We start from the raw sequence: 14,536 nt of genomic DNA on the forward strand, positions 1-14,536 counted from the left end.
TAATCAGGCCACTAAAAAGTAGCCTGATCAATGACTTTCTATGGTTGTACAAACCAAGTATCAAGTGCGAGACCGTATTCAGGTAGGGCTTGTGGATGTGCAAGTGGCGCTCGATAAGCTACTCGATAATAAGGTAAATGCCAATGTGGAATGGCATAAAACTGCCATAGTAGTACTCTATCTAAAGCACGAGTTGCGGTGATCAATGCTTGACGATCCTTGGCTAAAATAATGGCTTCAACTAACGCATCTACTGCTGGATGCTTTATACCAGCATAATTACGACTATTTTTTTTGTCTGCATATTCTGAATGCCAGAATTCACGCTGTTCATTGCCAGGTGAGGAGGATTGTGGAAAGCTAGCAACTAACATATCAAAATCAAAATCGCGTAACCTACTAATATACTGGCTCGCATCAACAACACGAATTTGCATCTCAATCCCTAAACGTTGCAAATTTTGCCGTAAAGGTTGAGCAACACGTTCAAACTGAGTATCGTACAATAAGAGTTCGAAACTAAATTGCTCCCCTTGATTATTGACTAGTTTTCCATTTTGAATAATCCAACCTGCTTCTCTTAATAGTGCTAAAGCTTGACGTAAGCGCGGACGAATATTACCACTGGCATCATTAATAGGTAAGCTAAAAGCTTGCGTGAAAACCTCTTTGGGTAAAGTATCACGCCAAGGTGATAGTAAGTTGAGTTCTGCTTCTGTTGGTGTTGATTGAGATGCAAGTTCAGAGTTCGCAAAATAACTGAGGGTCCGTTGATAAGCACTATGAAATAAATTCGCGTTGACCCATTCAAAATCAAATGCATAAGCTAAAGCTTGCCGCACCTTGACAGATTTAAATAAGTCTTTACGAGTATTGTAGAAAAAACCTTGCATACCTGGACTATTATGATGGGCAATTTGTTCACGGATGATCTCTTTTTGTCCTTCATAAGCAGTTGCCCATTGCTTGGCACTTGTTTCCACACGAAAATTCAAATCACCTGCTTTAAAAGCTTCAAAAGCAACACTTGCATCACGATAGTAATCAAAGGTACGGTAATCAAAATTATGGCGCCCCTGATTCACGTTTAAATCTTTACCCCAATAATCATTAACTCTAATATATTTTATCTGACGATTTGCATCTAAACTGGCAATCTGATAAGGACCAGATCCTAAAGGCGGCGTGAGATCTGCACGGGTAAATTCGCGATTTTCCCAGTAATGTTTGGGTAGAATAGGCACATCACCAATAATTTGTGCCAGCTCACGGTTTTGATTATTAACAAACTCAAAACGTACCCGCTGCGCAGAAACCGCAGTAATTTTGGCAATGTCAGCATAATAAGCACGATAAAAAGGCTGACCATCACGCATTAAAGTTTCAAACGTAAAGACAACATCTTCTGCAGTAACTGGGTGACCATCATGGAAGCGGGCTTGGGGACGCAATTCAAATTCAACCCAAGTATTATCCTGTGGGCGATAAATTGTTTGAGCCAATAAACCATAACTCGTAAAAGGCTCATCTGCACTTTGTACCAACAGGGTGTCATAAATTAGGTTTATCCCTGCCGCTGGTGTCCCTTTCATAATAAAAGGATTGAGTGAATCAAAACCACCTAAGGATGCTTGCTTAATTTCACCTCCTTTAGGCGCCTGGGGATTAGCATAGGCAAAATGCGTAAATCCTTGTGCGTATTTAGGCGTACCTTGCAAGGTCAGTGCATGTGTCGCTTGTACCTTTTGATCAGCGGCCAAAGCTGGCCAAGGCAAGCACAACAAGCACAGCAGCACTTTACTTGCCTGCTTAAAAGCTACTTCACATAGTGCCATAATGCTACCCTCTATTCATTTCGTTGCCATTAGCGTGCGCTGAGATCTACATAGAGCTTAATTTTCTGCCCAGGTTGCAAATAATGGCGCGGATTAAGTTTGTTCCAATCAGCTATATCCTGCACACTGACCCGGAAACGATTGGCAATCGTATACAAAGAATCGCCTTTGCGTACGGTATAGCCTAGGCTAGAGGCTTGGTTGCGTGTGGATGCAGTGTGAATCAGAAGCTTTTGCCCAGGACGTAAAATGTCACGAATCCCCAATGTATTCCAACGCGCTAAATCATGCACACTCACACTATGCTGACGAGCCACTCGCCATAAAGAATCGCCAGCACGGACTTGATATTCTACAGGCTTTAAATGAGGGCGATCCGGTTTGGTATTGGTTTTTGCTTGCGCATAGGCCTGCATTGGCTGTGGGATCAATAATTCTTTGCCCGCACGAATACGATGATTTCTTAACTTATTAGTATCTTGTAACGCTTTGACACTGGTACCAAAGCGGTGTGCAATAGCCAGTAAAGTATCACCCGAACGAATACGGTATTTCTGCCAAGTCACTCGTTTTTCAGGCGGTAAGCTAGCCAATTGTTGGCCCATTTTTTGGGCTTTAGCAATAGGAACCAATAAACGATGTGGACCTTCTGGATTGGTTGCCCAGCGACTATAGGCAGGATTTAATTGCTTAAGTTCATCTAGCGAAATCCCCGCCATCTTGGCAGCTAGATTTAAATCCAGCTGGCCTTGCGTATCAACGACAGCAAAATAAGGCTGATTTTTCACGCTTGGAATCGCTAACCCATAACGTTCTGGTTCAGCAAAGATTTTGGCCACCGCCAGCAAGCGAGGAACATAAGCTTGCGTCTCTGCAGGAAGATCCAAATCCCAATACTGGCCTTGCCCCCCAGCCTGCTCATCTTTACGCAATGCCTTATTAACGTTGCCACTTCCGGCATTATAAGCTGCAAGCGCCAACAGCCAATCTCCATCAAAACGTTGATTTAAACGTTTTAAATAGGTTAAAGCTGCTTCTGTTGAACTAAGTACATCACGGCGGCCGTCATACCACCAATTCGCATGCAGGCCAAAATGGCGTCCTGTAGACGGGATAAACTGCCACATTCCCGCAGCATGTCCATGGGAATAAGCAAACGGGTTATATGCACTTTCAATCACAGGCAAAAGCGCCAATTCCCCAGGTAAACCTTTCGCTTCTAAACGCGTGACCACATGATATAAATATTTATGCATCCGAGTCATCATACGATCAAGGAAGCTGGGGTGGGCAAGAAACCATTGCATTTCTTCTTGAATCCGTGGATTCTGATACTGGTGTACATCCCATTGAAAAGAAGCTCGCAGGCGATCCCACAAATCATATTCGGGCAAGCTTGGCGTCTGCCATTGACGCCACTTGCTTGCATGCGTTACCGAATCGTATTTCAGGGTCTCTTGTAGTTCTTGCCATCTTTGTTGATTTAGGGCTTGAATTTGCTCAATCTGTTGTGAAAAGTCTGCGCCTTTTAGCTCAAAGCTCGTATCAACGACAGACGATTGAGGCTGCATGCCCGCACAACCGGCTAGCCAAGCACTCAAGCATAAAAGGGTCAGAGGTCGCCAGTAAAACGTACGCATCCGTATTCTCATCGTTTAGTCTACATCCTAAAATAAGGTCCAGCTGGGGGTGCATGAATTACCTTAACACTTTCGACACCTTTGACACTCACACCCCAACCTCTACTCAAAGTGGACTTATCCTAAGTCTAGGTCTCTGGTAGGCATTGCAAGCAATCTCGGATAAGCTGAGTAAATAAAACTCAAGGATTCTAGGGACTTCGTGCCTTGGGTACAAGTCAGAGCTTCATATTTCATTCACATAAATTGCTAAAGGGCAGGTTTGCATGCTATATGCCAAAAATAATGAAGATTTTAAGCAAAGACGCTTACGAGCAATTCGCAACGATTTTGATAGTGGCGCAACTCAGCTTGCACGCAATGCTTTGGCGGATTTAGCTGATTATGCAGAAGATTGTGATGCTGCCAATATAGAAGCATTAAACAAAGAAATTTTAGATCTCGCTTTGGCATTACAGCAATGTCGCCCCAGCGTGGCAACCTTGGCTACCCTAATTCAAGCCTTTATCGAGAAAATTCAAACGCTCAGTTCCGAATTAACTTTGAATGAAACTCGACAGGCTTATGGAGACATTGCAGAGGAAGTCAGTCAAGCAGCGATACTTGCAGGGCGTCAAGCGGCACAGAATTTAGCCAGTAAAATTAACAAAGGTAGTCGCCTGATAACTCATAGTTGCAGTGCCAATGTTATGTATCTGTGCGATTTTTTGGGGGAGCAGCTTAAGGAAGTGATTATCACCGAGTCTCGTCCCAGCATGGAAGGACGGACCTTGGCACGCTATTTGTCTAAGATAGAAATGCCTGTGCAATACATTACCGAGGCACAAATTGGTAATTTTATTCAACAAGCAGACCTTGCGGTGACAGGTGCCAACACCTTATTGCAAGATGGTAGTTTGATCAATAAAAGCGGCACCCGCTTACTTGCACTTGCTGCACGGGATGCTGGGATTCCTTTTTATGTCTGCGCAGAAAGCTTTAAGCATAGGCCCCTGATGCCAGAGGCCATTACTTTAGAAGAGATGCCTGCTGAAGAGTTAGGCTTGCCTCAACTGGCCCACGTACGCGCACGCAATTTATATTTTGATTTAACACCTGCACGCTTAGTAACAGCTTGGGCAGACGAACAAGGTGTTACCCAAACTTTTATCAATAAATCCTCTTAATTCACCACACATTTGTTTTTTGGAAAATCAAACACCAAGGCTTGTGCCTCTTGCTGGCCTTGGCAATCACACCATTGAGTTATAGAAAGCTGCATATGGATGAATGCGGCTGTCGGTAGGTGACCTAAAGGATGCCCACATAACTGACGCGCCAAATCACCTAGACTCGGCATATGGCCAACCAATACCAAGTGGGATGCCATAGCGCCATATTCGCGAATCGCGGCTAATAAAGCTGATGCACTAGATTCATACAAGCCTGGCACGCAAAAAATATCGCTCAAGGGATAATCAGCTTGACGTGCAAGTACACGAGCACTGGTGAGTGTTCGCTCTGCCGGCGAGCTTAAAATACGTGTCGGTTGCCCACATTGACGGATTATTCTGCGAGCCATTTCAGGCGCATCTTTCCGGCCTCTCGCATTTAAAGGACGCATAAAATCTTCTAGTTGAGGGTCTTTCCAACTGGATTTTGCATGTCGCCATAACGTAAGTTTCAACATGCTAGAGTTTCTCCACTGTATCACTCGATGTACGAAAATGCTGGTAAATGCTTCGCGCCAGCCCTTCACTAATCCCTTTTACTGCACACAAATCTTCTAAGCTTGCTTGGGCTAGTTTGCTTTGACTACCAAAATATTTCAGCAAGGCTTGTCGACGTTTACTGCCAATTCCTTTAATTTCTTGTAGCTTAGAGCGGCTACGTTTGCTGTCGCGTGCCCGCCTATGTGTCTGTAACGCAAATTGATGTGCTGAGTCACGAACACGTTGTAGTAAACGAAAAGCGCGGGTTGTCGGTGGTAACTCTAATTGATGACCGTTGAGGTCGAGTAAACGCTCTGCACCTGATTTACGGCTGGCCCCTTTTGCCATACCTAATAAGTGCACTTGCCAGTCATAAAAGACAGCCGCTTGGTGTGCAGCTTTCAGCTGTCCCACACCACCATCAACTAAAATCAACTCTGGTGCTATTTGTACATTTTTCTCTTGAATAAAAGCGGCCAAAGTAGCATAAATGGCTGCGTAATCGTCGCCTGGTGTATGATCTTGCAAAGCATACGCGCGAAATGCCGATTTTTGTGCGCCTTCAGGTGTCCAGATGACACATACGCCGTAGGTAGCTTCTCCTTGGGTATGGCTAATATCTATACACATCAAGGTATGTAAACTAGGCAAGGCTAAAACCTGACGCAAATCTTGCCAGCTCTGCTGATCTTGTTGGGCTTTATCGATCTTTTGCCGCGCAAACTGGAGGGCATTCTCAAGTGCCATTTGCAACCAAGCTTTACCTCGTCCACGTTGAGGACAACGCCAAGGGATTTCTCTAATCTGTGTACCTGCGCTGGCATATTGGAATTTTGCTGACGCATCTGCTTGCAATGCATGTGATGTTAGTAACATGTCGGGGACTGGACCCTGCCAATAATATTGGCGCAAAAAAGCCTCTAAAGTTTCACCTTCATTGGCGGCAAGGGCATCTTCAGCAAGATAGCTGCGACAAGCTGTGACCCTTCCTTGGCGTACACTTAAAATACTCACTATTTTATGACTTGCATATTCGATACACGCACACACATCCAGCGCGCGTTTTTCATCTGTATCGATAATTTGTGGTTGTACCCAAGTTTTTAAGGCTTGTATCTGATCTCTTAAATGGGCAGCACGTTCAAAGGCTAAATGCTTAGCTGCTTGCTGCATCTGAGTATGTAAGACCTGTAAAACTTGCTGATAATCACCCTTCAAAAAAGCTTTCACCTGCTCTATATCTTGGGCATAAGCATGCGCATCAATCCAACCCATGCAAGGTGCGTGACAGCGTTTCATCTGATATTGCAAGCAAGGACGACTACGATGACGAAAACTTGCCTCATCACATTGACGAATTTTAAAAATCCTAAATACAACATCCATCAATTCACGGGCGGCTTGTGCACTTGGGTAAGGACCATAAACCGGCCCTACAGCCTTGTTACGGCCACGACGCAATTCTAAAGCCGGAAAATCCCCATAGGGCACCAGATGAATATAGGGATAAGATTTATCATCACGCAATAAGATATTAAAAGGCGGACGATGTTTTTTAATTAGGGTTTGTTCTAATAATAAAGCTTCTGCTTCTGTTGATGTTAGAATCAGCTCAATATGTCCAATACGTTCAACCAGAGCACGTGTTTTAGTGGTCATTTGTGCCGTTTTCTGAAAATACGATGCCAAACGAGCACGTAAGCGCTTTGCTTTACCTATATACAGTAAATCTTTATCTGCCTCAGCATACATCAGGTAAACACCCGCAGTTTGTGGTGTTTGCGCAAGAAAATTCACGACATCAAAGGATGTGCTTGGCACACTCATAAGCAAATCATCTATTAAAATTTATATATATTTATTTAGTTTTGTTCAATTAATCCATGACGCATAGCAAGCACAGTGAGCTGTACATCAGATTCAATACCTAATTTATCAAAAATACGGTAGCGATACGTATTAATTGTTCTTGGACTCACATGCAACTTATCAGCTATATCTTGTACCTTGTGGCAATTGACTATCATAAAAGCTACCTGTGCTTCACGTTCAGATAACTTCTGAAACGGGTTCATATCTTCAGTAGATTCAAAGCGGTTTACCGTGGGATCTACATAGCAGCCCCCTTTATGCACAGTGCGGATCGCGCGTGTTAATTCATCAATCTTCGCACCCTTGGTCAAAAAACCTACCGCTCCCACTTTCAGAACTTGGGCTGCATAAAAGTCATCTTGTAGCGCAGTCAACGCAATAATGCGTGTGCTTGGCAATTGATGCACTATTTTTCGTGTTGCCTCAATGCCTCCAATTCCTGGCATTTTGACATCCATTAAAATCACATCGGGCATCAAACGACGGGCACTTTTAATCGCTTCCTCGCCTGATTCTGCTTCTCCTACAACTAAAATATCCTCAACATCTTCTAACATGCGGGTAATGCCCATACGCACCAACTGCTGATCCTCAACCACCATGACTTTTATTTCTGCCATTTGTATATATCCTTAGGAAGCGGTAACTCACATCATAATAACAAGCTTTGCTATCAAAGTGCTTAAGTTGCTAAAATGCTGACTTTATTTAGAGGAATCAACTAGATACCTCGATACATTTATCTTTTTTTACAAAAAAAACCTAGATCCCGTGCGTATATTGAGTTGCTTTTACTAAAGTTGGGTTTGGGATTTACTCAAGAAACAGAGTACCCTTTACACTCAATAATAAGTTCTAGCTGGTGAAGCCATCTTGCTATGTTGTTTTTACTCGAGCGTTTACGACATCAATTTCACTGCATGCTGAGAAAATCACGCTTAAAACATTTCTATTTAAGCTTTCTTTATTTGCTACTGATTTTAGTGCTGCATACTGGCCTGATGGTACATTTTGAGAAGCTCAAGCTTGGAGATGCACTCTGGCTGAGCATGACCACACTCACAACGGTTGGTTATGGTGATCTTAGCCCTGAAACCAGCGCAGGACGTCTTAGCACTGGGATCTTGTTATATCTAGGCGGCATTAGCCTTATGGCTCAAGTCGCTAGCCAGTATTTAGATTATCGTTTACAACGCCATACAGATCGCATACGCGGCCTTTGGGATTGGAAAATGCGCAATCACCTTTTGATCATTAATGCTCCCACACAACAAGCAGATGCTTATTTTATGCGTCTGATCAGCGAAGTACGCCAGCACCCTGAGTTCGCTCAACGTCCCATTTTGCTGCTTAACACCCTCTATCAAGAGGGTTTACCGCAAGATTTATTGCAACTTGAGGTTGCTTATAATTATGGTGATGCGCATAGTGAGGACAAGCTACATTTAGTTCATGCACACAATGCACATGCTATTGTGATCTTAGCCGGTGATGAACACCAACACACAACAGACCATTCTACACTTGATATTTTACATCGCTTAAGTAGCCTAAACTCATCTGCATATATAGTCGCAGAAAGTATTCAAGATACCAACCGTCAACGTTTTCGTACTTTAGGCGCACATTCTGTCATTCGTCCCGTACGCGCTTATCCAGAGATAGTTGCGCGGGCTTTAGTCGCTCCAGGTGTTGAGCAAGTGCTGGAAAACCTTTTTAGTTACGATGAAGAAGTGATTCATAGATATGATGTTGTACTAGAAGCTGCTGACTGGCTCACCTTGGTTAAAAATGCACTTGAACTTAATTTAGGAACACCTTTAGCTTACTTGGATATTCATGGTCATTTGGTCCATAATCCCAAGCTGGGGGAAGCTTTGGAAATCAAAGCCTTATTTGTGCTTGCACACAGTAGTACACTCAAAACACATGCACAAGTACAAGCTGCATTGCAAGCTGCTCTCACAGCGTCAGGATCATCAAAATAACAAGAAACTACCGCAAGGAGCTTTTGCTTATGAGTCCGCAACCTCAATGGGTACTGACCCAAACCCAAGACCATATTTGTACGCTAACACTCAACCGTCCGCAGGCCTATAACGCTTTATCTAATCCCCTAATGCAAACCCTGCTTAACACGTTGCGTACTTTGGCCAATCAGAAAGATTGTCGCGTCATCATCATTAAAGGTGAAGGGCGTGGATTTTGTGCCGGCCACGATTTAAAAGAACTGACAGAAACCAAGCGTGATACGGATTATTATCAACAGACCTTTAGTCTTTGTTCTGAATTAATGCAACAAATTCAACGCCAACCACAACCTGTTATTGCACAAGTGCATGGTATTGCCACGGCAGCAGGCTGCCAATTGGTCGCTAGCTGTGATTTAGCCATTGCCGATACACAAACACGCTTTGCCACACCGGGGGTTAACATCGGGCTTTTTTGTTCAACACCTATGGTGGCTTTGTCCCGCACTTTGAGCAAAAAACATGCCTTGGAGATGCTGTTATTAGGCGATATGATCAGTGCACAAGATGCCTACCGCATGGGGCTTGTCAATTTAGTTGTTGAGCCAGACGATCTAGAGCAACAGGTACAAACATGGGCGCAGAAACTTGCCGGTAAATCTGCCTACACACTCAAAGTAGGTAAAGAAGCTTTTTACCGCCAAGCCGAGATGCCGATTGCAGATGCCTACCGCTACTGCAGTCAAGTTATGACAAACAATATTCAAGCCAAGGACGCACGTGAAGGTATCGGTGCTTTATTAGAAAAACGCACACCTCATTGGAGCCATTCTGCTTGATATAACACTGACTAAGTAGCGCTTAGGCGCTGCTTAGTTTTCGCACCTTATGAATATTCCATCAGTGCATTCATTACAAAGCGTAAGGTTAGCTTTTTTTGCGTCATCTAGCGTCGTTATATAGGCGCCATATCAGTGCATATTACAGGATAAAATACTAAATTGATTTAGCTCAGTCTTAAATTCAGGTACAATTTTCGATTTAGATTAACACTAACTTTTAAACAGAGATCTTGACTCATTTTCATCGCTAAAAATGATTACTGTAGTAGAGAGTATTCACCTCTAATTTAAAGAGCCCTATAGGGAGTTATTTTTTTTCATATGGCGCGTTATTTATCTATCACTCAGAAAATTTACTTACTTACTTTACTCCTAGTAGTGATTACCCTTACTGGTTCAGTCGCTTTCAATGTCTATTACACATGGAAAGAGCTCAGTCAACGCGAGTATGAACTAACTTTCTCCCTAAGCCATTTACTCGATACCAGCCTCCCCGAGAAATACTTTCAAATTATCGAACACCCTCAATTAGAGAATGCAGAAAAAATTACCCAAGCCAATCAAATTTTACAGCCTCTAGTGACTCAATTATTGCAAGCATTTCCAGGATATGGTGCGGGTGTTTATAGCCGTAAGCTTAATGCCATTGTGGCTTTTGGGCCTGATTTTAATCCTAAAGGTCTCATTGATATTCGACCAAATTCGCCTGCACGTGCTGTCTATAGCACTCGCGAGCCTTTGCGCTATGATAGTTACTCACAAACACGTCAAGCACAAGTGCTCGCTATTATTCGTCCAGTGATTCGAGACCAAGAGATTTTAGGTCATGTATGGAGCAATATCACACAAAAATCTTTCAACAATTTGTTTTATCATAAAATAGTTGAGCAGCTGCCTTTATTTATCTTTCTTTGTTTATTTGCTGTACTAGGCAGCCGATTAATTACCGCGCGCTTTTTAAATAACTTACGTACTTTTCGTGACCGAATTCAGCGTTTAGATCTTGTTAAAAATGATCTACGCCAGTTCTCACCTGAGTTATTAGAGATTTATGAAGAAGTGCGTACAAGTTACGAACGCCTTTCAATCAGTGAGGCGCGTTTTCGTGATGTCGTTTCTGCCTTTGATGAGTATGTTTGGGAAATTGATCTACAAGCGCGTTACACTTATTTATCAGATAAAACACGTGAGCTTATTGGGCAGGATCCCAGCTTATTAGTAGGTCAAAACATTTATGAGCGCATTCATGCAGATGACATTTATAAAGTACGTCAACATATAGAATTAGGTATTAGCTCCGCCCAAGGTTTTCGTGATTTAGAGTTTCGGCGTATTCGTCATAATGGCCAACTTGGCTGGTATAAAAATAGTGCTGTCGCTATTTTAGATCCTAATACACATCAAGTTATAGGATTAAGGGGTGCCACTCGGGATGTCACAACCAATAAGCAACAAGAAGCACAGATTCATTATCTTGCTTATCATGATGCACTAACAGGTTTATCTAATCGTAATGCACTGAAACAAGAGTTACAAAAACTATGTGATCAACAAACATATAACGAGCACACTTTTTCCCTTTTATTTATTGACATTGACCGCTTTAAAGAAATTAATGATAACTTTGGTCATACGCTTGGTGATAAAGTATTACAGCAAATGGCTGAAACTATGCGGCGCTTATTACCTGTCAATGCGACTCTAGCGCGTTTGGGGGGTGATGAATTTATGGCTTTATTACCTAAGACAGACTCTAATATAGCGGAAAAACATGCGTTAATACTCCAAAAGGCATTTTCACGCCCTCTAATTATTCAGCGTCAAAGATTACACATTAGTGCCTGTATTGGGATTGCTTTAGCACCTGATGATGGTGAGTCTCCTGATACTTTATCACAAAGTGTAGACACTGCTTTATACACTGCAAAAGTCCAAGGGCCTGGGCAAATTCGTTTTTGTACTCCACAAGCAAGCCAAAGTATGCTCGAGCAGATTCGTTTACAACATGAACTATTTCTAGCAGTTAAACAACAACAATTTAGCCTAGCCTATCAACCACAATTAATTACTTGTGGTGCCTATCAAGGCCAAGTGATGAGTATGGAGGTCTTGCTACGCTGGCAACATCCAGAATTAGGTTTTATTTCACCCGCACGCTTTATTCCACTTGCAGAAGAGACGCGCCTGATCATCGAGTTGGGACATTGGGTATTAAAAACCAGCTGTCATCAAGTACGTCAATGGCAATTAGAACACCAACTTGATAACTTACGTGTTGCTGTTAATATTTCTAGCGTACAATTTGTACGCGAGGATTTTGTTCAGCAAGTTGCTGATATTCTTGAAGAAACTGGCTTACCTGCTTCTTGTTTAGAATTAGAAATCACTGAAAGTGTTGCAATGGAGCAGGCTGAACAAGTGAGTTTGAAACTCAATGAACTTAAGAGAATGGGTATTTGGTTAGCCTTGGATGATTTTGGTACTGGATTTTCTTCACTCAAATATTTAAAAATTTTCCCTTTCGACATTTTAAAAATCGATAAAAGCTTTGTTGATGGTATACCTCATGATCAACAAGATACACGATTAGTCGAAGCTATGATCCATCTTGCACAAGGGCAGAATATGCAAGTTGTTGCTGAAGGTGTAGAAACTGAGGAACAAATCAAACATCTCAGTCAGGGAGGCTGCGACCTAATCCAAGGATATTACTTTAGCCGCCCTTTACCTCCACAACAAACCTTAGAATTTTTACTTGAACATCAACTTGCTTGTAAAACACCTGCTGATAACGTGTAAACTTTATCTAGTACTTGAGCAAACTTAAGATCATGAGTGACAACAATTAAGCTTAAATTTGATTGCTTGCTAATATCTAATAATAAATTTTGGATCTCTTGTGCTGTTTCTTGATCTAAATTACCTGTCGGCTCATCTAATAATAAACAAGGCGGACGTGTCACTAAAGCGCGCGCAATCGCAACACGCTGACGTTCCCCTCCTGAAAGCGCTGCCGGCTTATGCTTTGCCCGTGCCGTTAATCCGACGGCTTCTAAGGCAAGATAGGCTTCTTCTTGTGCTTGTTTACTTTGATAACCTGCAATCATCAGCGGCAAACGCACATTTTCTAGTGCGCTAAATTCAGGTAATAAGTGATGAAACTGATACACAAAACCTAAATGCTGATTACGAAACCGTCCTAGTGCTGTTTGTGATAAACGACTAATTACCATACCAGCAATTTCTAATTCCCCACTGGTGGCTACATCTAAGGTACCCAAGATATTTAGCAAGCTTGTTTTACCACTTCCAGAGCTACCAATAATCGCGACCCGTTCACCCTGAGCAACCTCTAGGTTAATTCCCTTTAAGATACTTAAATGCTCTGGACCTTGCTGATAATCTTTGGTTATTTGAGAGGCTTTTATTAAACTAGTCATATGCTAATGCCTGTGCTGGTTGTACTCGAGAGGCTTTCCATGCTGGATATAATGTAGAAAGAAAGCTCATTATCAATGCACTTCCTGCAATAATAAGGACATCCTCACTTAGTAGATGAGAAGGCAAATAGCTAATAAAATAAACTTCACTATTAAGAAACTGAATCCCCAACCAAGACTCGATACCAGCCACAAGATCACTTATACTCAAGGCTAAGATAACCCCTAAGGTCACGCCTAGACTTGTGCCTATGACGCCAATGCTCATGCCTTGAATGATGAAAATTTGCATAATTTGCCAAGGGGTCGCTCCTAAAGTACGTAAGATAGCAATATCTGCTTTCTTATCTGTCACAACCATCACTAGCGTAGATACAATATTAAAGGCAGCGACAGCAACAATCACCATAAGCAGCAAACCTATCATGCGTTTTTCCATTTGAATCGCTTGGAATAAATTGCCATGTGTACGTGTCCAATCTAATGCATAATAATCTTGCCCTAAACTATTAATAATCTGCTGGCTCACTTGAGGTGCTTCAAATAAATCCCGTAGCTGTAAACGAATCCCTTGTATTTGCTTTCCTGCACGCAAGAGCACTTGCATATCCTGCAAATGGGTAAAAGCAAGTGAATAATCTAAATCTGCACCAACTTTAAAAGTTGCTATCAACTTAAATGCTTTTAAGCGTGGAAAAATGCCTGCGGGTGTAATCGAGGCTTCGGGTAATAATAAAGTGACTTTATCACCGATATTCAAACGTAACCTTTGTGCCAGTCCCTCCCCCATAATAATGCCATATTCGCCCATTTTTAAATCAGCTAATTGATGCTCCTTCATATGCTGCTCAATAATAGAGACTTGAGATTCATATTGAGGCACAATGCCTCGAATTAATACGCCTTGAGAACTCCCTTGATGAACCAACATCCCTTGAGTATCAATAAACGGGGATGCAGCTATGACTTGAGGATGCGTGGTCACATTTGCAATTAAAGGTGGCCAGTTTTCAATGCCAGAGTAACTTTTGATCGCGGTATGAGGCACCATGCCTAAAATTCTTTGCCTTAATTCTCGATCAAATCCATTCATTACCGAAAGTACAAGAATTAAAACCGCAACGCCTAGGGTAAGTCCAAGCATAGAAGTTAAGGAGATAAAAGAAATAAAGTGATTCGCACGCTTAGCGCCCGTATAACGCAAGCCAATAAACCAAGTAAATTTTGATCCTAACACCAGCAACCT

11 protein-coding genes are annotated in these 14,536 nt (G+C 42.3%); 4 read left to right on the forward strand and 7 right to left on the reverse strand.

Annotation, left to right across the window (positions count from 1 at the left end; all coding sequences use genetic code 11):
* Positions 1-38: 38 nt before the first annotated feature.
* Positions 39-1,835, reverse strand: a complete 1,797-nt coding sequence (locus BMX05_RS09215; protein ID WP_093310648.1) for an extracellular solute-binding protein — start codon at positions 1,833-1,835, stop codon at positions 39-41.
* Between the two features lie 29 nt (positions 1,836-1,864).
* Positions 1,865-3,475: a lytic transglycosylase gene (locus tag BMX05_RS09220; RefSeq protein WP_177166861.1), complete on the reverse strand. Its 1,611-nt coding sequence runs from the start codon at positions 3,473-3,475 to the stop codon at positions 1,865-1,867.
* A gap of 266 nt (positions 3,476-3,741) precedes the next feature.
* Between BMX05_RS09220 and BMX05_RS09225 the strand changes: the two genes are divergently transcribed.
* Complete coding sequence (locus tag BMX05_RS09225; RefSeq protein WP_093310658.1) at positions 3,742-4,641, forward strand: eIF2B alpha/beta/delta subunit family protein; 900 nt, start codon at positions 3,742-3,744, stop codon at positions 4,639-4,641.
* Here the strand turns inward: BMX05_RS09225 and BMX05_RS09230 are convergent.
* The 3 genes from BMX05_RS09230 to BMX05_RS09240 are packed head-to-tail and all read right to left on the reverse strand — an operon-like array spanning position 4,638 to position 7,658.
* Positions 4,638-5,144 (reverse strand): SixA phosphatase family protein, encoded by a 507-nt coding sequence (locus tag BMX05_RS09230; RefSeq protein WP_093310663.1) that lies wholly within the window; start codon positions 5,142-5,144, stop codon positions 4,638-4,640. The genes BMX05_RS09225 and BMX05_RS09230 overlap by 4 nt on opposite strands.
* 1 nt (position 5,145) lies before the next feature.
* Positions 5,146-6,993, reverse strand: coding sequence for an excinuclease ABC subunit UvrC (gene uvrC, locus BMX05_RS09235; protein WP_093310667.1), 1,848 nt, complete (start codon positions 6,991-6,993; stop codon positions 5,146-5,148).
* 35 nt (positions 6,994-7,028) lie between these two features.
* Complete coding sequence (locus tag BMX05_RS09240; protein ID WP_093310672.1) at positions 7,029-7,658, reverse strand: response regulator; 630 nt, start codon at positions 7,656-7,658, stop codon at positions 7,029-7,031.
* Positions 7,659-7,916: 258 nt separating this feature from the next.
* Between BMX05_RS09240 and BMX05_RS09245 the strand changes: the two genes are divergently transcribed.
* From BMX05_RS09245 to BMX05_RS09255, 3 genes are all read left to right on the forward strand, one after another.
* Positions 7,917-9,026, forward strand: coding sequence for a potassium channel family protein (locus tag BMX05_RS09245; protein ID WP_093310676.1), 1,110 nt, complete (start codon positions 7,917-7,919; stop codon positions 9,024-9,026).
* Positions 9,027-9,055: 29 nt separating this feature from the next.
* A complete protein-coding gene (locus tag BMX05_RS09250) occupies positions 9,056-9,847 on the forward strand; it encodes an enoyl-CoA hydratase (RefSeq protein WP_093310681.1) in 792 nt (263 codons plus the stop codon).
* A gap of 324 nt (positions 9,848-10,171) precedes the next feature.
* Positions 10,172-12,649 carry an EAL domain-containing protein gene (locus tag BMX05_RS09255; RefSeq protein ID WP_093310685.1) on the forward strand — a complete coding sequence of 826 codons (2,478 nt, stop codon included), beginning with the start codon at positions 10,172-10,174 and terminating at the stop codon, positions 12,647-12,649.
* Here BMX05_RS09255 and BMX05_RS09260 read toward each other — a convergent pair.
* Together BMX05_RS09260 and BMX05_RS09265 are read right to left on the reverse strand one after the other, a co-directional pair.
* On the reverse strand, positions 12,613-13,290 hold the full coding sequence (locus tag BMX05_RS09260) for an ABC transporter ATP-binding protein (protein ID WP_093310689.1): 678 nt from the start codon (positions 13,288-13,290) through the stop codon (positions 12,613-12,615). The two genes, BMX05_RS09255 and BMX05_RS09260, sit on opposite strands and share 37 nt — an antisense overlap.
* Positions 13,283-14,527: a lipoprotein-releasing ABC transporter permease subunit gene (locus BMX05_RS09265; protein ID WP_093310693.1), complete on the reverse strand. Its 1,245-nt coding sequence runs from the start codon at positions 14,525-14,527 to the stop codon at positions 13,283-13,285. The genes BMX05_RS09260 and BMX05_RS09265 overlap by 8 nt, the downstream gene beginning before the upstream one ends.
* Between the last annotated feature and the right edge of the window lie 9 nt (positions 14,528-14,536).

The sequence above is a fragment of the Allopseudospirillum japonicum genome, assembly GCF_900108915.1.
Taxonomy (GTDB): Bacteria; Pseudomonadota; Gammaproteobacteria; order Pseudomonadales; family Halomonadaceae; genus Pseudospirillum; species Pseudospirillum japonicum.

Bases quoted from the DNA above. Each gene is read 5' to 3' on its own strand.
- BMX05_RS09260 (WP_093310689.1), bottom strand. From the start codon at position 13,290: ATGACTAGTTTAATAAAAGCCTCTCAAATAACCAAAGATTATCAGCAA.
- BMX05_RS09245 (WP_093310676.1), top strand. From the start codon at position 7,917: ATGTTGTTTTTACTCGAGCGTTTACGACATCAATTTCACTGCATGCTG.
- BMX05_RS09240 (WP_093310672.1), bottom strand. From the start codon at position 7,658: ATGGCAGAAATAAAAGTCATGGTGGTTGAGGATCAGCAGTTGGTGCGT.
- uvrC (WP_093310667.1), bottom strand. From the start codon at position 6,993: ATGAGTGTGCCAAGCACATCCTTTGATGTCGTGAATTTTCTTGCGCAA.
- BMX05_RS09255 (WP_093310685.1), top strand. From the start codon at position 10,172: ATGGCGCGTTATTTATCTATCACTCAGAAAATTTACTTACTTACTTTA.
- BMX05_RS09230 (WP_093310663.1), bottom strand. From the start codon at position 5,144: ATGTTGAAACTTACGTTATGGCGACATGCAAAATCCAGTTGGAAAGAC.
- BMX05_RS09225 (WP_093310658.1), top strand. From the start codon at position 3,742: ATGCTATATGCCAAAAATAATGAAGATTTTAAGCAAAGACGCTTACGA.
- BMX05_RS09250 (WP_093310681.1), top strand. From the start codon at position 9,056: ATGAGTCCGCAACCTCAATGGGTACTGACCCAAACCCAAGACCATATT.
- BMX05_RS09215 (WP_093310648.1), bottom strand. From the start codon at position 1,835: ATGGCACTATGTGAAGTAGCTTTTAAGCAGGCAAGTAAAGTGCTGCTG.
- BMX05_RS09220 (WP_177166861.1), bottom strand. From the start codon at position 3,475: ATGCGTACGTTTTACTGGCGACCTCTGACCCTTTTATGCTTGAGTGCT.